Genomic DNA, 20606 nt, shown 5'->3' with positions numbered 1-20606 from the left:
TGTGCTGAGCATCATCGACGCCCGAACCGGCGAACCCGTCGTCGCCGCCTCCGTCCATCGGGGCCCCACCCGGGTCGAGGCGCATGCCCGCGGGTACGGCGCGGCGTCGCTCCGGGTCCTGCTCGTCGCGGATCTGCTCGTCCGCGCTCTGGAAATGGGCGGCACGCCCGCGTGGGCGCTGTTGAGCGGCGGGGCGAGCGATTCGGCCGAGCTGCGCGCCGGAGCCGCCGCCCTGGGCATGCACCCCTTCGAGGACGGCCGCGACGCCACGGCGGGAACGGGTGCCGCGCAGGTGCTGCACGTGGTCGGGGCGGACGGCCCGGCCACGGACGGCGTACGGGTCGCCGTCGCACCGGCGGAGGGGGCCGTGCCCGACTGGGCGGGCCCGTCCGGAGTCCGCGGCGGACCGGCCGCGGGCGGCGCGACACCGGGTCCCGACCCGGCCGTCCTGCGCCTCGCCCTGCTCGCGGTGGGGCGCACCGAGCCCCTCCGGCTCGACACGGCGGCGCTGGACGAGGCCCGCGACACCCTCGCGCGCTGGCGGCGGGCCGTCGCCGCATGGGCGCGACAGCCCTCACGGCCGGTCCCCGACGAGGTGCGCGGGCGGCTGCGCGCCGCGTGGGAGGACGATCTGGACGTGCCCGAGGTTCTGCGGGTGCTGCGCTGGACGGAGGACGCCGCACCGGAGCTGCCGGACGGCGCCCGCTTCGAGACGTACGCCTACGCCGACCGGCTCCTCGGCCTGGAACTCACCCGCGACGTGGGAGCCCCGGCATGAGCCGGCCGGGCGGCGTCGCGCCGCGCCGCCTGGTTGTGCTGCGGCACGCCAAGTCGGCCTGGCCCGCCGGGGTCCCCGACCACGAGCGGCCGCTCGCCCCGCGCGGCCGAAGGGACGCCCCGGCGGCGGGCCGCGCGATCGCCGCGGCCGGCTGCGTCCCCGACCTCGCGCTGTGCTCCACCGCCGTGCGCGCCCGCGGGACCTGGGAGCTGGCGTCCGCCCAGTGGGACGCGCCCGCGCCGGTCCGCCTCGACCCCCGGCTGTACGGGGCCGACGTGCCCGAGCTGCTGGACGTCGTCCGTGAGTCGCCCGCCGAGGTCGGGACACTATTGCTGGTCGGACACAATCCCGGCCTGGAGGAACTGGTCCTCGACCTGGCCGGGGACGGGGAGCGCGCCGCCCTGGACGCGGTGCGGCTCAAGTTCCCGACCTCGGCGCTGGCCGTCCTGACCTGGCACGGAGCCGACTGGCGGTCCCTGGTCCCCGGCGCGGCCCGGCTGACGTCGGCGACCGTGCCGAGAGGCGACCGCACGCCGTAGCCGCCCGCACGGCCTCCTGCGGTCGGGCGGGATCTTGGCGGTGCCGCCGGCCGCCGGGCGCGTCGCCCGCGCCGACGGCGACCGGGAGCGCACCGCATAGGCTGGCCGGATGCAGGAGGAGTACCGCACCGTCGCCCGCGCGGGCGTGCACGAGACCGAGGTCAACCGCTCCCGCTTCCTGTGCGCCCTCGCCCCCGCGGCCACCGAGCAGGAGGCCCAGGACTTCATCGCGTCCGTGCGCAAGGAGCACGCCGGCGCCACCCACAACTGCTGGGCGTACGTCATCGGCGCCGACGCCGGTGTGCAGAAGGCGAGCGACGACGGCGAGCCCGGCGGCACCGCGGGCGTGCCGATGCTCCAGATGCTGCTGCGGCGCGAGATGCGGTACGTCGTCGCCGTCGTCACCCGCTACTACGGCGGCGTCAAGCTCGGCGCGGGCGGTCTCATCCGGGCGTACGGCGGCGCGGTCGGCGAGGCGCTGGACGCCCTCCCCGTACGCACCCGTCGCCGGTTCCGCCTGGCCACCGTGACCGTCGACCACCAGCGGGCCGGCAAGGTCCACAACGACCTCCACGCGACCGGGCGCGACGTGCGCGAGGTCGCCTACGGCGAGGCCGTCACCCTCGAGATCGGCCTTCCGGAGGCCGAGGTGGACGCCTTCCAGGCCTGGCTGGCGGACGCGACGGCGGGCACGGCAGGGTTCGAGCTCGGCGGGGAGGCGTACGGGGACGCGTGACGCGTCGGACGCACGCAAGGGCGCAATGTCCGTAACGCACCTTTGTGTCACCTGTCATGACGGTGCGATACGGGAGTAACCGCCCGTGCTGTCGGACCCGGCCGTTAGTCTCGGGGATCATGAGGCTCCTGCACACTTCCGACTGGCATCTCGGCCGGGCGTTCCACCGGGTGAACATGCTCGGCGCCCAGTCCGGGTTCATCGGTCACCTGGTCGCCACCGTGCGCGAGCGCGCGGTCGACGCGGTGGTCGTGTCGGGGGACGTGTACGACCGTGCGGTGCCCCCGCTCGCCGCGGTCGAGCTGTTCGACGACGCCCTGCACCGGCTCGCCGAGGTGGGCGTGCCCACGGTGATGATCTCCGGCAACCACGACTCGGCCCGCCGGCTCGGCGTCGGCGCCGGACTCATCGGCCGCGCCGGCATCCACCTGCGCACGGACCCGACGGCGGCCGGCGCCCCGGTCCTCCTGCGGGACGCCCACGGCGACGTCGCCTTCTACGGCCTGCCCTACCTCGAACCCGCCCTGGTGAAGGAGGAGTTCGGAGTGGAGAAGGCGAGCCACGAGGCCGTGCTCGCCGCCGCCATGGAGCGGGTCCGCGCCGACCTCGCCGCACGCGCGCGAGGCACCCGATCCGTCGTCCTCGCCCATGCCTTCGTCACCGGCGGCGAGCCCAGCGACAGCGAGCGCGACATCACCGTCGGCGGGGTCGCGTCGGTGTCCGCCGGCGTCTTCGACGGCGTCGACTACGCCGCCCTCGGCCACCTGCACGGCAGCCAGACCCTCACCGAGCGCGTCCGCTACTCCGGGTCCCCGCTGCCGTACTCCTTCTCCGAGGCGGAGCACCGCAAGACCATGTGGCTCGTCGACCTCGGCCCCGACGGCGAGATCGCCGCCGAACGGATCGACTGCCCGGTCCCGCGTCCGCTGGCCCGCCTCCGCGGCCCCCTGGAGGACCTGCTCGCCGATCCCGCGCTCGCCCGCCACGAGGACGCCTGGGTCGAGGCGACGCTCACCGACGCCGTCCGCCCGGCCGACCCCATGGCCCGGCTCACCGACCGCTTCCCGCACACCCTGAGCCTCGTCTTCGCCCCCGAGCGCGCCCCCGACGACCCGGACGTGTCGTACGCGCGGCGGCTGGCCGACCGCAGTGACCAGGAGATCGCCGAGGACTTCGTGGCGCATGTGCGCGGCGCGGGGCCCGACGCCCGCGAACAGGGCGTGCTGCGGGACGCCTTCGACGCGGTGCGCGCGGACGACACGGCACGGGAGGTGGCCCGATGAGGCTGCACCGGCTCGTCCTCGCGGCCTTCGGCCCCTTCGGCGGCACCCAGCGCGTCGACTTCGACGAGCTGTCCGCCGCCGGACTCTTCCTGTTGCACGGGCCGACCGGCGCCGGCAAGACCTCGATCCTGGACGCCGTCTGCTACGCGTTGTACGGCTCCGTGCCCGGCGCCCGTCAGAGCGGCCAGGGCCTGACCCTGCGCAGCGACCACGCCGCCGCCGGCGCCCGCACCGAGGTCACCCTCGAACTCACCGTCGCCGGACGCCGGCTGGAGATCACCCGGCAGCCGCCCTGGGAGCGCCCCAAGAAGCGCGGCGCCGGCACGACGGTGGAGAAGGCGCAGAGCCGGCTGCGCGAACACGACGCGACCGCCGGCGCCTGGAAGGACCTCAGCCGCTCCCACCAGGAGATCGGCGAGGAGATCACCCAGCTGCTCGGCATGAGCCGCGAACAGTTCTGCCAGGTCGTGCTGCTGCCCCAGGGCGACTTCGCACGGTTCCTGCGCGCCGACGCCGAGGCGCGGGGCCGGCTCCTGGGCCGCCTCTTCGACACCCGGCGCTTCGCCGAGGTCGAGAAACGGCTCGCCGAGCGCCGCCGCACCACCGAGGCACGCGTGCGGGAGGGCGACACCGCGCTGCTCGCCGACGCCCACCGGATGCAGCAGGTGGCGGGTGACGCCATGGAGCTGCCCGAGGCGGCCCCGGGCGAACCGGGTCTCGCCGAGGCGGTGCTGGCCGCCGCCGCCGTCGCCCGCAGCACCGCACGCGAGCGGCTGACCGTCGCCCACTGCGGCCGGCTCGCCGCCGAGTCCGCCCAGGCCGCCGCCGAACACACCCTGGCGGACGTGCGCGAACGTGCCCGGCTGCAGCAGCGGTTCGCCGACGCGCGGGAACGCGCCGCCGCCCTCGAGGAACGGGCCGGCGCGCACCGGGAGGCGCAGGCGAGGATGGAACGGGCGCGCAAGGCGGAAGCGGTCGCGCCGGCCCTGGAGCTGCGGGAGTCCGCGGACGCCGAGCACCGCGAGGCGTCCGCACGGGCCGCACGCACGCGTGCCCTGCTCGCCGAGGGGTTCGCCGACGCGGGCGCCGCGGGACTGGCCGCCGCCGCCCGCCGGGCCGCCGAGGAGCTGGGCGGGCTGGAGTCCGCCCGCCGGGGCGAGCGCCGGCTGGCCGACCTCGTCGCCGAGCGGACCGAACTGGACCGGCGGGAGCGGGACGACGACGAGGTCCTGACGGAGACGGAGACCTGGCTCGCCGGGTGGGACACCGTGCGCGACGGCCTGCGCGCCGCCGTCGAGTCCGCCCAGGAGGCCGCCACCCGCGCCGAACAGCTCGACGGCCGACGTGAGCCCGCACGCCGCCGCCTCGAGGCGGCCCGGCGGCGCGACGAGCTGACCCGTGACCTGGAGGCCGCCCGGCGCATTTCCCTCGCCTACGGGGAGCACGCGCAGACCGCCCGCGCGCACTGGCTGGCCCTCAAGGAGCAGCGTCTCGACGGCATCGCCGCCGAGCTGGCCGCCACCCTCGCCGAGGGCGCGCCGTGCGCCGTCTGCGGCGCCACCGAGCACCCCGCTCCCGCCCGCAAGGTCGCCGGCCACGTCGACCGCGAGGCCGAGGAGCGGGCGCTCGCCGCGTGCCGGGTCGCCGAGGAGGACCACGCCGGGGACGAACGCCGTGCCGGCGTCGTGCGCGAGGCGCTCGCCGCCGCGACCGCCGAGGCCGGCGACGCGCCCACGGACCGGCTTTTCGCCGAGGCGCAGGAGCTGGAGGAGGCCTACGCCCTGGCCCGCCGGGAGGCCTCGGCGCTGCACCCCGCGCGGGAGGAACTGCGGCAGGCCGAACGGGAGCACGAACGCCGTACGGCGGCCCAGCGCGAGGCCGCGGTGCGGGCCGCGTCCCGGGTGGGCCACCGGGACCGCCTGGAGCGGGAGCGCGCCGCCCTGGAGGCGGAGCTGACGCAGGCCCGGGGCGCGGCCGAGAGCGTCGCCGCACGGGCCGCCCAGCTGGAGCGGCAGGCGGCCCGGCTCACCGAGGCGGCCGAGGCCGCGCGTGCCGCAGAGGAGAGCGCCGCCCGCCTCAAGCAGGCCGACGGCCGCCTCGACGAGGCCGCGTTCCGGGCCGGCTTCGACACCCCGCGGGCCGCCGCCGACGCCCTGCTCGACGCCACCGCCCACCGGGACCTGCAACGCAGGCTGGACGTCCGGCAGGTCGAGGAGGCCGCCGTCCGGGCCCTGCTCGCCGAGCCCGACACCGTGGCCGCCGCCGGACAGCCGCCCGCCGACCTCGCGACCGCGCAGGCCGCGGCGGCCGCCGCCGCCGAACGGCTGCGCGCCGCCGCCTCCGCGCAGGACGCCGCGGCCCGCCGCTGCGCCGAGCTCGACCAGCTCTCCGCGCGCGCGGCGACCGGCGTGCGCCGGCTCGCACCGGTGCGTGAGGAGTACGACCGGGTGGCCCGCCTGGCCGGCCTCACCGCGGGCACCTCCGCCGACAACGAGCGCAAGATGCGGCTGGAGGCGTACGTGCTGGCGGCCCGCCTCGAGCAGGTGGCCGCCGCCGCGACCGTACGGCTGCAGCGGATGTCGTCCGGTCGCTACACCCTCGTGCACTCGGACGACCGGGCGGGCCGTGGCCGCAGCGGGCTCGGGCTGCACGTGGTCGACGCCTGGACCGGGCGCGAACGCGACACGTCCACGCTGTCCGGCGGCGAGACCTTCTTCGCCTCGCTCGCCCTGGCGCTCGGTCTCGCCGACGTCGTCACCGACGAGGCGGGCGGCGTCCGGCTCGACACCCTCTTCATCGACGAGGGGTTCGGCAGCCTCGACGACCAGACGCTCGACGAGGTCCTCGACGTCCTCGACTCACTGCGCGAACGCGACCGCAGCGTCGGCATCGTCAGTCACGTCGCCGACCTGCGGCGGCGTGTCCACGCCCAACTGGAGGTGGTGAAGGGCAGGTCGGGGTCGGTGGTGCGGCAGCGGGGCTATCTGCCGAGCGGGCGCCGGGGGAGCGGTGAGGAGTAGACGACGCTCGTCGTGACCGACCCTAGCGCGCCGATCTTCCCCGACACCTCCTCCAGATGACGCATCGAACGGGCAGCGACCTTGAGCACGAAGCAGTCGTCGCCCGTCACATGGTGCGCCTCGAGGACCTCGGGCGTGACGGACACCAGATCGTGGAAGGGCTTGTAGTTGCCGTGGGGGTAGCGCAGCCGCACGAACGCCAGGATGCCCAGGCCCAGCCGCTCCGGGTCCACGACGGCCGCGTAGCCCTGGATGACGCCCGCCTCCTCCAGTCGCCGCACCCGCTCGGTGACGGCGCTCGCCGACATCGCCACCGCACGTGCCAGGTCGGCGAAACTGGCCCGGCCCTCCCGCTGGAGGACCTCGAGGATGCGCCAGTCGGTGGCGTCCGGGGAATACGCGGTCATGGGCGGAAGAGTGCCGGGAAATCCCCGGCGAGGCAAGGCTCACGCCGTGGAACTCCCCTTCAAGGGCGGTGATCGCCGCCGTAGGTTCTCGGTTGTGGCGAATCCGTCGCCCCCTGTGGAAAGGCCCCCCGCGATGACTGCCTCGACCTCGCTCGACCCCGTACTGCGCGTCGCCCCCGCCGCCCCGGCCGAGGCCGCCGCCCACTTCCGGGCGAGCCTCGCCTTCCACGCCGACGTGTCCGACGTGGCCGCCGCCCTCGCCGCCGGCGACCCCGGCTTCGTCGTCCTGGACTCCCGCTCCGCGGCCTCCTGGGACCAGGGGCACATCCCGGGAGCCGTCCACCTGCCCACCGCGCTCATCGCCGAGCAGGCGGAACGGCTCCTCGACCGGGAGGTGCCGGTGGTGACGTACTGCTGGGGTCCCGGCTGCAACGGGGCCACCCGGGCCGCCCTCGCCCTCGCCGAACTCGGCTACCGCGTCAAGGAGATGCTCGGCGGATTCGAGTACTGGGTGCGGGAGGGTTTCGCGTACGAGACCTGGGAGGGCGGCGGGCAGCGCGCCGCCGACCCGCTCACCGCCCCGGTCGACGCGCCGAACTGCGGCTGCTGACACGCCCTCCGAAGCGACGGGCCTCTTCGCGGCGGCGTGAACCGCCCGTGCGGGAGCGCCCGTTCGCGACCGTCGCCGCTCTCGCCATGGGCGTGGGCCGCGATCCCGCCCCAATGACCCACCCCGGGCCCGGGCGACCCGGGGCCCCGGCCCGCCGACCCCGATCCCGGACAGCCCCCGGATCGTCCCGGCCTCGGACGACCCCCGGCTCCGGCCCCCGGCCTCGGCACTGGTCGGGGATCGGGGTTCGGGGCCGAGGGTCGGGGAGCCGGGAGCCTGCCTGGCCGGGGTCGGAGCGAACCGCAAAGCCGGCGGGTCAGGCCGGCTCGCAAGCCGGCGGGTCAGGGTCGGCCCGCAAGGCGGCGGGTCAGAGCTGCGCCAGTTCGTCCACCAGGTCGTCGAGGCCCAGCGAGCCCTGCGAAAGGGCCGCCATGTGCCACGACTTGAGGTCGAAGGCGGCGCCCCGCCGCTCGCGGGCCTTCTCCCGTCCGAGCAGCCAGGCCCGCTCGCCCAGCTTGTATCCGATGGCCTGGCCGGGGATCGTCAGATAGCGGGTGAGCTCGCTCTCGACGAAGTCCGCGGGGCGGCTGCTGTGCGCGCCGAAGAACTCCTGCGCCAGCTCCGGCGTCCAGCGCTCGCCCGGGTGGAAGGGCGAGTCGGCCGGGATCGGCAGCTCCAGGTGCATGCCGATGTCGATGATGACCCGCACCGCCCGCATCATCTGCGCGTCCAGGTAGCCGAGCCGCTGCTCCGCGTCCGTGAGGAAGCCCAGCTCGTCCATGAGCCGCTCCGCGTACAGCGCCCAGCCCTCGGCGTTGGCGCTGACGATCCCGACGGACGCCTGGTAGCGGGAGAGGTCCCCGGCGACGTGCGCCCACTGCGCCAGCTGGAGGTGGTGGCCGGGAACGCCCTCGTGGTACCACGTGGAGACGAGGTCGTAGGCCGGGAAGCGGGTCTGTCCCATGGTCGGCAGCCAGGTGCGGCCCGGCCGTGAGAAGTCCTCCGAGGGGGGCGTGTAGTAGGGGGCGGCCGCGCTCCCCGCCGGGGCGATCCGCGACTCCACCTTCCGTACCCGCTCGGCGAGTTCGAAGTGGGTGCCGTCGAGGGCCTCGATCGCCCGGTCCATCAGGTCCTGCAGCCAGTCGCGGACCTCGTCCACGCCCTCGATGTGCCGGCCGTGCTCGTCGAGGTGGGCCAGCGCGACCCAAGGCGTCCCGGCGCCCGGCAGGATCTTCTCCGCCTCCTTCTTCATCTCGGCGAGCAGCCGGTGGTACTCCGCCCAGCCGTACGCGTAGGCCTCGTCGAGGTCGAGGTCGGTGCCGTTGTAGTAGCGCGACCAGCGGGCGTAGCGCTCCCGGCCGACGGCGTCCGGCGCGCCCTCGGCCGTCGGCGCGTACACGTCGCGGACCCAGTCGCGCAGCTGCACGACCGCCGCCGTGGCCGCGCGGGCCGCCTCGTCCAGCTCGGCGCGCAGGGCGTCCGGCCGCGACTCGGCGCCGGCGGACACGAACTCCTCGAACCAGCCGCGGCCCTCGCCGTCCGCGTCCGACCACTGCGTGAGCTGCTCGACGAAGGTGGCGGTCGGCCGCGGAGCGGCGTAGAGCTTGCGTTCCAGGCCCAGTGTCAGCGACTCGCGGTAGCCCGCGAGGGCCGTCGGCACGGCGCGCAGCCGCTCGGCGATCGCCGTCCAGTCCTCGTCGGTCCGGCTGGGCGTGACGGTGAACACCTCGCGCACATGGTGTGCGGGCGTGGCCATGTTGCCGACGGTGCGGAGCGCCTCGTCGGCGTCGTGCACGGCGAGTTGCGCGGTCAGGCGCTCCCGCAGCAGGCGTGCGCACCGGCGCTCGATGTCACTGTCCGCGCCGGGCCTGCTCTCCGCCTCGTCGAGCTTCGCCAGGGTGTCCCGCGCGAGCTGCGCGAGCGCCTCCTGGCCCGCGGGCGAGAAGTCGGGCAGACGGCTCGAGCTCTCCGGCACGCCGAGGTAGGTGCCGGTCACCGGGTCGAGGGCGATGAGGTCGTCGACATAGGCGTCGGCGATCTCGCGGGGAAGCGGGTTGGTGGTGTGTGACATGCGCTCCATCCTCGTACGACGGGGCGGCGCGCGTCACGGTGTCTGTCCCGAACCCGTCGGCGGCAGCAGCGGTCCGCACTCCCACTGCTGGAAGATCAGCCGCGTCTCCACTCGGGCCACCTCACGCCGCGACGTGAACTCGTCGAGCACGAGGCGCTGCAGATCCGCCATGTCCGCGACGGCCACATGGACCAGATAGTCGTCGGGCCCGGTGAGGTGGAAGACGGTCAGCGCCTCCGGCATCGCCCGGATCCGTTCCACGAACGGCCCGACCAGCTCCCGCCGGTGCGGGCGGACCTGCACCGACAGCAGCGCCTGCAGGCCCCGGCCCAACTTGGCCGGATCGAGCCGCAGCTGATGCCCGAGGATCACCCCCGAGCGGCGCAGCCGCGTCACCCGGTCCAGGCACGTCGACGGAGCGACGCCGACCTGCGCGGCGAGGTCGCGGTAGGTGGTCCGGGCGTCGTTCTGCAGCAGCCGCAGCAGCTGGAGATCGACCGGGTCCAGTACGACGGATTCGGCCATCGGCCGAACGTAGCACGGAGTCTGGATCCGATCACCCGTCCGATGTTCACTCTGCCGTCCATGGACTCAACCGCTGCGAGCACGCACGCGTACGACGGCGTACGCACGTACGGAGCGCCCCGCGCACGGGCACGGGCACTGGCCACCGAGGCCGTGCACGCCGGACGGGACGACCTGGCCGGGCAGGGCCTGCACGCCCCGCCGATCGACCTGTCCACCACCTACCCCTCCTACGACAGCCGCGCCGAGGCCGCCCGCATCGACGCGTTCGCCGCGACCGGGGCGGAGCCGGACGGCCCGCCCGTCTACGGGCGGCTGGGCAACCCGACGGTGGCGCGCTTCGAGACGGCGCTGGCCCGCCTCGAAGGCGCCGAGAGCGCCGTCGCCTTCGCCAGCGGGATGGCGGCGCTGACGGCGGTGCTGCTGGCGCGCGCGTCGGCCGGACTGCGGCACGTCGTCGCCGTGCGCCCGCTCTACGGGTGCAGCGACCATCTGCTGACGGCGGGGCTGCTCGGCTCGGAGGTCACCTGGACCGACCCCGCGGGGATCGCGGACGCGCTGCGCCCCGACACCGGGCTGGTCATGGTCGAGTCGCCGGCCAACCCGACGCTCGCCGAGGTCGATCTGCGGGCGGTCGCGCACGCCTGCGGCTCGGTCCCGCTGCTCGCCGACAACACCTTCGCCACGCCGGTGCTCCAGCGTCCGGTGGAGCAGGGCGCGCGACTGGTCCTGCACAGCGCCACCAAGTACCTCGGCGGCCACGGGGACGTGCTCGGCGGCGTCGTCGCCTGTGACGAGGAGTTCGCGGGGCAGCTGCGGCAGATACGTTTCGCCACCGGTGGCGTGCTGCATCCGCTGGCCGGCTATCTGCTGCTGCGCGGCCTGGCGACGCTGCCGGTACGGGTGCGGGCCGCCTCCGCGACCGCCGCCGAGCTGGCCCGCCGGCTGGCCGCGGACCCGCGGATCGCCCGTGTGCGCTATCCGCGGATCGGCGGCGCCATGGTCGCCTTCGAGGTCGACGGCGACCCGCACGGGGTGATCGCGGGCGTCCGTCTGATCACCCCGGCGGTGAGCCTCGGCAGCGTGGACACGCTCATCCAGCACCCGGCGTCGATCAGCCACCGCATCGTGGACGTGGCGGAACGCCGGGGCGCGGGCGTCAGCGACCGGCTGCTGCGGCTGTCGGTCGGTCTTGAGGACGTCGAGGACCTGTGGGCGGATCTGGACCGGGCGCTCGACGGGGCCGGTCCGGTCCACGAAGGGGGAGCGGAAGGCCGGGACGGACAGGCGGGGGAGACGGTTCCCCGGCCGGGGCGGAACGCGGCCGCGGTGTGACGGTGAACGGCCCTCGAGGAGTGTCCCCACGGTATTGGCGGTAGTGGCCGACCCGGATCAAGGTCCGGCTGCGCCGAGGGCGCTGACGCGGTCCTCGCACTCGCGGCGGGCCTTGCGCCGGGCCGGGACGCCTGCCGGGCCGTGGGCGTCATCGAGGGGCCGGGCACGAGCGAGGAGCCCGCGGTGCACCGCCGGGACGGTGCTGATACGCAGGGCGCCGCCCTGGCCGCTTGAGCTCTCCATCGTTCGCCGACAGGGCGAGAGCCGGTCAGTGGACGGGTGGGGAACCCGTCAGGGGCTTGGTGGAGTGGGCAGTCGCCCGGCCAGGCGGGGTCGGGCGGACTGCTGATCCTCAGCCGTCGTGGGTTCGCGGTCCGGTAGCGGTGGTCGTGAGCCGGTCGCCGAGCGTGCTTCTCCGGTACAACACATGCCGTCCGTCACGTGTCCGGGTGACCAGTCCTGTGGAGTGCAGGACACGCAGGTGTTGGGAGACAGCGCTCGGGGTGACCCTGAGACGACGGGCGAGCTCTACGGTGGGCAGCGGCTCCTCCAGGAGGCTGAGCAGTCTGGCTCGGGACGAACCGAGCAGAGACACCAGGGCGGTGGTGTCGACGGTCGGCATCTCCGAGTCCCACAGTGTGGCTACTCCCCGGCTGGGATAGACGAGGCTCGGCGGCTCGTCCGGGCTTACGGGGGGCGCGGGCTTGTGCGCGAACACGGACGGCAGGAGCAGCAGCCCCCGGCCGGATGCCGCCACCCGGTGCCTGCCGATCATCTTGTGGATGTACAGCTCTCCCCTTTGCCAGCGCAGGTTCGGGTGCATGTCGGCGAACAGCAGTCGGGCGCCCCCCAGGGCGAGCCGGCGGGCGCGGTAGGTCATGTCGGCTTCCAGCACCAGTCGCATCTGCGGCCACATCGGCTCGATGGCCACCGCCCAGTACCGACGCAGAAGATCGCAGATGGCGTCGCGGAGTCTGGCGACAGGTGCGTCCTCGGCGGCGGTGGCGTCGCGGAGGGCTTCGGGAACAGGGTCGGGTGCGTGCGCGAGCAGCAGGTCGTGGCGGACCCGAGCGCAGGACGCCCGGCGGACGACGGAGAGTTCCTCTTCGAAGGCCGGTGCGAAGCTCGCGGGATTCGGGGTCAGGAAGTCGGGGAGGGTACGCCGCTGGGCGACCAGGGACATGAGCAGACCGGTGTCGAGCGTGCCGAGTCTGCCGAGTACGGACCTGCGCCAGGGCAGATGCAGCGCCGAAAGGCCGGGATCCTGGAGCACCCGCAGGCTGAACAGGGTCTCGTGCAGGGGCGAGAGGGCGAAACGGGTGTCCGCGAGGTCCTCGACGCCGAGCACAAAGCTGATCATTAAGCCATACGCTACATCGATTGGCGACGCAACGCCGATGCCGTGGACTTCCACCCATGACACCCACAACTCATGTGCGGAGGACGGCGGTTTCCACCGGTGCTGCCCGCGGTATCGGCGCCGCTGTCGCCAGGCGCCCGGCGGGCGACGGCATGGCGGTCGGCGTGATCGATCTGGACGAGGCGGATGCCGGCCGCGTCGACCACGCCGGTGCAAAGGCGGGTTTGATCGGATTCACCAGATCCCTCGCTCTCCGGCTCGGCCCGCATGGCGTGAGCGCGAACGCCACCGCGCCGGGATTCGTCGTGAGGGACATGACCAGGGCCTCGGCCCGGCGGCTGGGCCTGAGCTTCGAGGAGTTCCGGTACAGGGCGGAGCAGTCCATCCCGGCAGGCCGGGCGGGCCTGCCGGACGACATCGCCCCTAGCGCCTCCTTCCTCGTAAGTCCCGGGGCGGGGCTCGTCTCCGGCCAGGTCAGCTACGTCGCGGGCGGGCCGGTGGACTGAAGGATGAGCCGCCGGATGGTCTTGATCCTGGCTGTCACATGCGCCGTGGCGGTGGGCAACATCTACTTTCCCCAGGCCATCGGCCCACTGGTCGCCGCCGGGCTGCACGTGTCGCCCGATTCGGCCGCTGCGGTGGCGACCGCCACACAGACCGGCTACACGGCCGGGACGGTCTTGCTGGTGCCGCTCGGCGACCGGCTCCCGCACCGCCCGTTCCTCGTCGTCCTTCTCGCCCTGGCCGGTCTGGCACTTCTCGCAGCGGGTTGTGCTCCGGCTCTGCCGGCCCTCATCGCCGCCGCCACCCTTGTCGGCCTGACCACCGTGGGCGCGCAGATCGTCGGCCCTCTGGCGGCTGGTCTCGTGGCCGCCGACCGCCAAGGAGCGGTGATCGGCACCCTGTTGAGCGGATCGACCGGCGGCATGCTGCTGGCCCGGACCTTCAGCGGCACGCTCGGTGAGTGGCTGGGCTGGCGGGCCCCCTACCTGGTCGCAGCGGTCCTGGCCCTGATCCTCGCCACCGTCTTGGCGTTCGCGGTGCCGACCACGACCCCGTCCTCCCGCCAGCCGTACACAGCACTCCTGGCCGCGCCGCTGCGCCTGCTGCGTACCGAGCCGGACCTGCGCCGCTCGTGCTTCTACCAGGCAACCGTCTTCGCCGGGTTCTCCGCGGTCTGGACCTGCCTGGCGCTCCTGCTCGCCGGACCGGCCTACGGGCTGGGTGCCCAGGCGGTGGGAATGATCGCCCTGGTCGGCGCGGCGAGCATGGTCTGCACCCCGCTCGCCGGCCGTCTGGTGGACCGCTACGGCCCCGATCCGGTGAACCTGGTCTGCATGCTCGGTGTCCTCGTCTCGGCCGCGATTCTCACCATGGGCGCCCGGGGCGGCACGCCGGGTCTGACCTCCCTGACACTCGGCACGCTGCTCCTTGACGCCGCGATGCAGTCCGGCATGGTCGCCAATCAAGTCCGCGTCTACGCCCTGCGCGTCGATGCCCGCAGCAGGCTCAACACCGCCTACATGACCTGCGCCTACCTGGGCGGCAGCGCAGGTTCCTGGCTCGGGACACGCGTCTGGAGCCAGGCCGGCTGGTGGGGCGTGTGCGTGCTCGTCGCGCTGCTTGCCGCGCTTGCCCTGGCCCGCCACCTACTGGCGCTGTACAAGGTCGCCCGATAGTGGAGCGGCCGTGGCTGATGTTCCGCCATGACGTGTCGGAGCTCGACGGTCTGCTGCCCAACGCTGGCGCACGCCGTTCAGGAGATTGCGGCCAGGCACCCGGGCTCGTGGGGAGTCGCGTTTCAGGATGCCAACATCTGCGCTGTGCACCTCTGGCGTCGCGTCACCACGGAGATCCCCCTCGCTTCCCCCGAGAACTGGCGACAGTCGAATACGCGAGCCCACCAGCACCGAGGGCCTGTGCGGGCGGCCCGGCGGCACCGCACCGCCGGGCCGCCCGCCCTGCCGTTCACGGACGGACGTTCAGTCGCGGCGGGCGCGTTCCTCGTAGCGCTGCTCGGACGTCGCCCGTGCCGCTCCGGCCTTCTCCAGACGGGCGGTGACGACCAGGGTTCCCTCCTCGATCTGGTAGTCGAGGGGCAGTCCGAGGCCGCGCATCGCGGCGACCATGCCGGTGTTGGAGGCCTGCGTCACGGCGTACACGCTCCCGCAGCCCGCCTCCCCGGCCATCGCCACCAGCCGGCCGAGCAGTTCGGCGCCGATGCCGCGCCGCTGCCAGCCGTCCTCGACGAGCAGCGCGACCTCCGTCTCGTCGCCGTCCCACAGCAGGTGGCCGAGGCCGACGATGCGGCCGGACCGCGTCTGCGCGGCGAGAGTGCGGCCGAATCGCGGGCTGAGCAGGTGGTTGAGATAGCGGTCCGCGTCGCCGACCGGCCCGTGGTAGCGCATCCGGAGCGTGCGCGCGGAGCACCGCTCGTGCATGTCCCTCGCCGCCGTCACGTCACCGGTGTCCGCCCGGCGGACGGTGATGTCCTCGCCCTCGGACAGCGTCAGGACGTCCTGGCCGCGCGGGACCCGCGGGCCGAGCCGCGCGTCCAGCTCCACCAGCGCACGCGCGCGGGCGAACTCGGTGGGGGTGAACGGCAGATACGGCCGCTCCACCGTGATCACACCGCCGTCCGGTGTCGGCAGGCGCAGCAGGGTGTCCTCCAGCACGCCTTCCACCGGCACGCCCGCCGTTCCCGCGTCGTCGTGGCCGGACGCCGCGGGCAGCGAGCGGATCGTGCAGCGGCCGAGCAACTGCCGCAGCGCGAGCGGCAGTTCCGCGGCGTCGAGGGCGGTACGGGTGGCCAGCTGGAGGACCCGGGTCGGCGCGTCGACCAGATCGTGGGCGTCGGCCCGCTCGATCCAGGTGGCACGGCCGCCCCCCAGCGCCACGGCCCGGTTGATCTCGCCCGCCGCGAGCCCGCCGGGGGCCCGCAGCAGGAACTCGTCCACGGTGTCCGCGCCCAGCGGGTGCGTCTGCAGGCTCAGAATGTCCACCCGGCGCCCGGCCAGCGCCGCGCAGAGCGCGGCCAGTGACCCCGGGGCGTCCCGCACCGTCGTCCGCATCCGCCACAGGGTGCTCGCCTCGTCGTCCGGCGAGGGGAGCGCGGACGGCCCGGCCTGCGGCTCCTCGGAGCGCGGCCGGGCGCCGGTATCGCCGGCGGGCGGCGCATGGCCGTGGCGGCGTGCCCACCAGGTGTGGAACCCGGCGGTGGCGGCGAGTGCCGCCGCCGACACCGCCAGCAGCACCGGGCCGTCCGGACCGTGGCCCACCAGGTTCGCCACTCCGTCGGCCACCGCGACGGCCGTGAAGAGCGCGGCGAGTTCCACGACGTCCCGCCGCCAGTGGTGCACCGGGCGTCCGTGCCTCGCGCGCACATGAGTCAGGTCTCGAGTCATGCGGCCACTGTGGAGGAACTGTGTTGCGTGATCACGAACGGTGTGTGACCGGTGGGTAAAGGATGCTAATGCCCGTTTTGTTTAGCATTCCATCACCCTAGGGCACATGGCACAAGCCCCGCCGCTCCGCCGCCCGTTGCTTGCTGCTCGTCGGCCGGCGGCCTCCGGCCGCGCGCCCCGCGCGTCACCCGCTCGCGACGGCCTCCGCCATGAGGCGTACGCCCTCCTGGATGCGCGGGGGCGACAGGTGCGCGTAGCCCAGCACGAGGCGTACGGGCCCGTCGTCGTGCGGCACGCGCGCGTGTGCGTACTGGTTCAGGGCGCGGACGCCGACGCCCGCGGCGGCCGTCCGGGCGAGGAACCGCTCCTGCGGCCCGTAGCGCTGCGGGAGTTCGGCGATGGCGTGCAGTCCCGCCGCGACGCCCGACACCAGCGCCCCGGGGAAGTGCTCGCCGAGCGCGTTCACGACGGCGTCCCGCCGTTCGCGGTAGGCGCGTTGGCAGCGGCGCAGCTGGCGGTCGTAGTCACCGCGCTCCACGAACCGGGCGAACAGCGCCTGGTCGAGGGCCGGATGACCCAGGTCCGTCGTCCGCTTGCGCTCGACGACCGCCTCGGTCAGCGCCTCGGGCACGAGCAGCCAGCCGAGGCGCAGCCCCGGCGCGAGGGACTTGCTGACCGACCCGGTGTAGGCCACGCGCTCCGGGTCCAGGCCCTGCAGGGCGCCCACGGGGGCGCGGTCGTAGCGGAAGTCGCCGTCGTAGTCGTCCTCGAGGACGAAGCCGTCCACCGACCTCGCCCAGTCCAGCAACTCGGCGCGCCGCCGCGCGGAGTACGCGATCCCGGTGGGGAACTGGTGTGCCGGCGTCGTCACCACGGCCCGTACGCCCGACGACCGGAGCGGGCCCAGGGCCAGGCCCTCGTCGTCCAGCGGCAGGGGGACGGCCGTGACGCCCGCCCCTGCGTACAGGGCGCTGTGCTGGGGACTCCCCGGGTCCTCCACGCCGACGGCGGCCGTCCCGCGCGCGTGCAGGGCGAGGCCGAGCAGGGCGCTCGCCTGCGCCACGCCGGAGACGACCACGAGGCGCTCCGGGTCGGCGACCACGCCCCGGCGGCGGGCGAGGAGTTCGGCGAGCGCGAGGCGCAGCCGGGGCAGCCCGCGCGGGTCGGGATAGCCCAGCTCGTGGTGGGGCAGTTCGGCCAGTACGGCCCGATGCGCGGCGCCCCACGCGGCCCGCGGGAACAGCGACAGGTCCGGCGTCCCCGGCACGAAGTCGGCCCGCGCGCCCGGTGCGCGGGGAGCGAGGTCACGCGCGCGTGGCCGGGCGGCCCGGACGGCGCCGCCCACCCACGTGCCCGCGCCGCGCCCGCTGCGCAGATACCCCTCGGCCGTCAACTGCTCGTACGCCTCCGTGATGAGCCCGCGTGAGACCCCGAGGTCGGCGGCCAGGTCCCGGCTCGACGGCAGACGGGCGTCCTGCGCGAGCAGGCCGGAGCGCACCGCGTCCCGCAGCGCGGCCCGCAGGGCGCGGCCACGCGCGCGTGCCGGCGCGGAAGCGGCCGGCAGCAGCACCTCCCAGGCCGCCGACGGCGTGGGCCCTTCGGGATTGGTCCCCGATGACGTCATGGAAGTGGACCTTAAACCGTGCCGCCCCCGCTCCTAGCGTCGGATTCCATGAACGTCACCGCTCTGCGCGGGTCGCTGCTCGCGGCGCTCGCCTGCGTCCTCGTCGGAGGATCCTTCACCGCCAACAGCGTCCTGGGCGCCTACCCGTACGCGGGCGGCCAGGCCCTGCGCTACGGCCTCGCCTGTCTGCTGCTCGTGCCCCTCGCCGGGGCGGGCGCGGGCGCCCGGCTGCGCACGCTCACCCCGCGCCTGTGGGTGCGGCTCGCGCTGCTCGCGGCCGTCGGGATGGTCGGCTTCAACCTCGCGGTGCTGGCCGCCGAACGCTCCGCGGAACCCGCCGTCCCGGGCGTCCTCGTGGGCTGCGCGCCGATCGTGGTGGCCGTCGTCGTGCCGGCGGCGGAGGGGCGACGGCCCCGGCGCACGGTGCTGTACGGGGCGACGCTGGTCGCCGTCGGCGCGCTCACGGTGCAGGGCTGGGGCCGGACGGACGGCGCGGGTCTCGCCTGGTCGGTGTGCGCGCTGGCCGGGGAGGTCGGCTTCGCGGTGCTCGCGGTGCCCGTTCTGCGGCCGCTGGGGCCACGGTTGCTGTCCGCCACGGTGTGCGGGCTCGCCACGGTGGAGTCGGCGGCGGCCGGACTGCTGCTCGACGGCGGCGGGTGGCTGCGGCGGCCGGACGGCGGGGAGAGCGCCGCGCTGCTGTGGCAGTCGGCGGTCGTCACCGTCGTCGGCTTCGTGTGCTGGTACATGGGCGTGCAGCGGATCGGCGCGGAGCGCGCCACGCTCTTCTCCGGTCTCATCCCGGTGGCGGCCGCCTGCACCGCCCCGCTGGTGGGAGCGGGGTCGTACGGCCCCGGCCAGGCCGTGGGGAGCGCCCTGGTCGGGGCCGGCGTCGCGGTGGGCGCGGGCGCCCTGTCGCGCGTCCGCGCGGGGTCAGCGGCTGCCGTCGAGGATCACGCGCGCGACGAGGGCCGGGTCGTCGTTCATCGGGCAGTGGCCGCAGCCGGGCAGCCGCACGAGGCGGGCGGCGGGGATGACCTGCTTGGCGCGGACGCCCTGGCGGCGCACGAGCAGCCAGTCGCGGGCGCCCCAGCCGACGGTGACCGGGATGCCGGGCAGGTCGTCGGTGAACCGGACGGCGGTGCCGGCGCGCAGCGTCTGGTCGAACCCGGTGGCCTGGGCCAGGGCCAGCGTCTCGGCGACCACGGCCTCGGGTGAGCGGCGGCCCGGGCGGGCGTAGATGGTGCTGGTGAGGGCTGTGCGGCCGGCCGCGGTGCGCGCCAGTCGCTCGACGAGGGGCAGCGGCAGCCGGCGGGAGATCTGCCGCATCGCGACCAGCACGCCGAAGGCGTAGCGCCGCTCGGCCTCCGACCAGAACCCGGCCGGGGACAGCGCCGTGACGGACCGTACGAGCTTCTCGCGGCCGAGTTCCAGGGCGAGCAGACCGCCGAGCGAGTTCCCCGCCACATGGGGCCGGTCCAGCTCCAGCGCCTCGCAGAAGGCGCCGAACACCGCGGCCGTGGTGGGCAGGTCGTAGGCGAGCCCGTCCGGCAGGGCGGGGGAGACGCCGAAACCGGGCAGGTCCACGGCGATCACGTCGCGTTCGGCGGCCAGGATGTCCACCACCGGGTCCCAGGCCTGCCGGTGATGCCCGATGCCGTGCAACAGGAGGAGCGGTTCGCCCCGGCCCACGCGCGCGTAGGAGACCGTGACGGGCAGCGGGCCCTCGGCGGAGGGGACCGTGAAGGAGACGGTGGCGGGCATGGGAGCTCCTCGTTCTGACAGCGGGCCGGCAGACGCCGTAGACAGTTTGTCAGCAATTACTACCGGCGGGTAGCCCTACGCGTAATCCTGCCATTCCGGACGTGTAGCGAGCGCTTTCCCCTCGGCCGCCACAGGGTTGGAGGATTGGTATTGACCAAGGGTGGGGGCCGTCCTATGGTCGCGAGAGAAGTACAACAACCTTTAATAAACAAAGGCGCGAAAACGCCGCCGGACCACGGCGATTGCGGAGGACAGGGTGGGGACCACGCAACTGGAATCGGTGCCGGAACCGAAGTACTGGCATCTCAAGACCGTGCTCAGCGAGGCGCTCGACTCCGAGTTCTCCGTCGGCGAGATCCTGCCCAACGAGCGTGAGCTGGCCGCCCGCTTCGGCGTCGCCCGCGCGACGCTCCGGCAGGCCCTGGAACAACTCGAGCTGGAGGGCCGGCTGCAGCGCCGCCGAGGTGTCGGCACCACCGTCGCGCCGCCCCGGATGGGCGTCGCCGTCGGCACGGAGCAGCGGGTCTGGCCGGGCGTGGGGGAGGACGCCTGGCAGGCCGTCGGCTGCACGCTCGCGGCGCCGCCCGCGGCCGTCGCCGCCGCCCTGGAGACCCCGCGCGAGCAGAGCGTGCACATCGTGCGCCGCTCACGGGTGTCGCACGGTCAGCCCGTGGCCGCCGAGCTGCTGTACGTCCCGCAGACGTCGGCGCCCGAACTCAGCGCGATCGACGCCTCGTCCGAGGCCGCACGCGCGCGCGTGGTGCTGCGCGAGCTGCACCGCCTCGAACTGCAGGGCCAGGACAGCGCCGTGGAACTGGGCTCGGCCCGCGCGGACGACGCCAGGCAACTCGACCGGCTCCCCGGCGCGCCCGTCCTCGTGGTCACGACCCGCTACTTCGCCGAGGGCCGTACCGCCGCGCTCTCCGTGGCCACGTACCGCGCGGACACCTGCCGGCTGACGTTCGGCGCGTCCGGCGTGGAGATCCTCCACGGTCAGGAGCGGCAGGCCTCCTGAGCGCCGCGTCCGTCGCGGACCGCGTGCCGCAGGCTCCCTGAACAGCCTGCGGCGGGTCCGACCGGACCACCCGCGAACGCCACCGGCCACCCGCGGACACCATCGGCCACTCGCGGACACGGACACCATCGGGCCACC

Annotated in this window: 17 protein-coding genes and 1 pseudogene; 11 read left to right on the top strand and 7 right to left on the bottom strand. The window is 74.7% G+C overall.

Translation table 11 applies throughout. The annotated features are described in order from the left end of the window. Position 1 precedes the first annotated feature (1 nt). From QF032_RS07075 to QF032_RS07055, 5 genes are all read left to right on the top strand, one after another. Complete coding sequence (locus QF032_RS07075; protein ID WP_307040917.1) at positions 2–778, top strand: hypothetical protein; 777 nt, start codon at positions 2–4, stop codon at positions 776–778. After that, positions 775–1317, top strand: a complete 543-nt coding sequence (locus QF032_RS07070) for a SixA phosphatase family protein (protein WP_307055460.1) — start codon at positions 775–777, stop codon at positions 1315–1317. Before QF032_RS07075 ends, QF032_RS07070 begins: the two co-directional genes overlap by 4 nt. 109 nt (positions 1318–1426) lie before the next feature. Next, positions 1427–2053, top strand: a complete 627-nt coding sequence (locus QF032_RS07065) for a YigZ family protein (RefSeq protein WP_307055458.1) — start codon at positions 1427–1429, stop codon at positions 2051–2053. 119 nt (positions 2054–2172) lie between these two features. After that, entirely contained in the window at positions 2173–3336 is a 1164-nt protein-coding gene (locus tag QF032_RS07060; RefSeq protein WP_307055456.1) for an exonuclease SbcCD subunit D, read from the top strand. Beyond that, the gene (locus QF032_RS07055; protein WP_307055455.1) at positions 3333–6356 is read left to right on the top strand and encodes an AAA family ATPase; all 3024 of its coding nucleotides are present in this window, start codon (positions 3333–3335) and stop codon (positions 6354–6356) included. The genes QF032_RS07060 and QF032_RS07055 overlap by 4 nt, the downstream gene beginning before the upstream one ends. Here QF032_RS07055 and QF032_RS07050 read toward each other — a convergent pair. After that, positions 6317–6763 carry an Lrp/AsnC family transcriptional regulator gene (locus QF032_RS07050; RefSeq protein ID WP_307055453.1) on the bottom strand — a complete coding sequence of 149 codons (447 nt, stop codon included), beginning with the start codon at positions 6761–6763 and terminating at the stop codon, positions 6317–6319. The genes QF032_RS07055 and QF032_RS07050 overlap by 40 nt on opposite strands. A gap of 133 nt (positions 6764–6896) precedes the next feature. Between QF032_RS07050 and QF032_RS07045 the strand changes: the two genes are divergently transcribed. Next, positions 6897–7373: a rhodanese-like domain-containing protein gene (locus QF032_RS07045; RefSeq protein ID WP_307040905.1), complete on the top strand. Its 477-nt coding sequence runs from the start codon at positions 6897–6899 to the stop codon at positions 7371–7373. A 367-nt stretch (positions 7374–7740) separates the two neighbouring features. On the opposite strand, the gene QF032_RS07040 is transcribed toward QF032_RS07045, so the two are convergent. Continuing rightward, positions 7741–9444, bottom strand: a complete 1704-nt coding sequence (locus tag QF032_RS07040; protein ID WP_307040903.1) for a DUF885 domain-containing protein — start codon at positions 9442–9444, stop codon at positions 7741–7743. Between the two features lie 33 nt (positions 9445–9477). Further along, entirely contained in the window at positions 9478–9969 is a 492-nt protein-coding gene (locus tag QF032_RS07035) for an Lrp/AsnC family transcriptional regulator (RefSeq protein WP_266719335.1), read from the bottom strand. Between the two features lie 42 nt (positions 9970–10011). Here QF032_RS07035 and QF032_RS07030 point away from each other — a divergent pair, with 42 nt between their 5' ends. Then, positions 10012–11304, top strand: a complete 1293-nt coding sequence (locus QF032_RS07030) for a trans-sulfuration enzyme family protein (RefSeq protein ID WP_373430303.1) — start codon at positions 10012–10014, stop codon at positions 11302–11304. A gap of 352 nt (positions 11305–11656) precedes the next feature. Here the strand turns inward: QF032_RS07030 and QF032_RS07025 are convergent, their stop codons facing one another. Next, complete coding sequence (locus QF032_RS07025) at positions 11657–12664, bottom strand: ArsR/SmtB family transcription factor (RefSeq protein WP_307055450.1); 1008 nt, start codon at positions 12662–12664, stop codon at positions 11657–11659. A gap of 56 nt (positions 12665–12720) precedes the next feature. Here QF032_RS07025 and QF032_RS07020 point away from each other — a divergent pair, with 56 nt between their 5' ends. Then, positions 12721–13170 (top strand): SDR family oxidoreductase, encoded by a 450-nt coding sequence (locus tag QF032_RS07020; protein WP_307055448.1) that lies wholly within the window; start codon positions 12721–12723, stop codon positions 13168–13170. Positions 13171–13185: 15 nt separating this feature from the next. Further along, positions 13186–14343 carry an MFS transporter gene (locus QF032_RS07015; protein WP_307055446.1) on the top strand — a complete coding sequence of 386 codons (1158 nt, stop codon included), beginning with the start codon at positions 13186–13188 and terminating at the stop codon, positions 14341–14343. Positions 14344–14646: 303 nt separating this feature from the next. Here QF032_RS07015 and QF032_RS07010 read toward each other — a convergent pair whose 3' ends face one another. Both QF032_RS07010 and pdxR read right to left on the bottom strand, forming a co-directional pair. Then, positions 14647–16068 (bottom strand): GNAT family N-acetyltransferase, encoded by a 1422-nt coding sequence (locus tag QF032_RS07010; RefSeq protein ID WP_307055445.1) that lies wholly within the window; start codon positions 16066–16068, stop codon positions 14647–14649. Positions 16069–16252: 184 nt separating this feature from the next. Beyond that, positions 16253–17692, bottom strand: a complete 1440-nt coding sequence (gene pdxR, locus QF032_RS07005) for a MocR-like pyridoxine biosynthesis transcription factor PdxR (RefSeq protein ID WP_307055443.1) — start codon at positions 17690–17692, stop codon at positions 16253–16255. Positions 17693–17740: 48 nt separating this feature from the next. Between pdxR and QF032_RS07000 the strand changes: the two are divergent. Beyond that, a pseudogene (locus QF032_RS07000) lies at positions 17741–18577 on the top strand (DMT family transporter); the annotation flags it as partial. A 45-nt stretch (positions 18578–18622) separates the two neighbouring features. Here the strand turns inward: QF032_RS07000 and QF032_RS06995 are convergent. Next, entirely contained in the window at positions 18623–19453 is an 831-nt protein-coding gene (locus tag QF032_RS06995; RefSeq protein WP_306954360.1) for an alpha/beta fold hydrolase, read from the bottom strand. 256 nt (positions 19454–19709) lie between these two features. Between QF032_RS06995 and QF032_RS06990 the strand changes: the two genes are divergently transcribed. Next, complete coding sequence (locus QF032_RS06990; protein ID WP_306954362.1) at positions 19710–20468, top strand: GntR family transcriptional regulator; 759 nt, start codon at positions 19710–19712, stop codon at positions 20466–20468. Positions 20469–20606: the final 138 nt, after the last annotated feature.

Origin of the sequence: Streptomyces achromogenes, assembly GCF_030816715.1 — a bacterium.
GTDB classification, from domain to species: domain Bacteria; phylum Actinomycetota; class Actinomycetes; order Streptomycetales; family Streptomycetaceae; genus Streptomyces; species Streptomyces achromogenes_A.
Note: the sequence above shows the minus strand (reverse complement) of the source record. Positions and strands in the feature narration are given on the sequence as shown.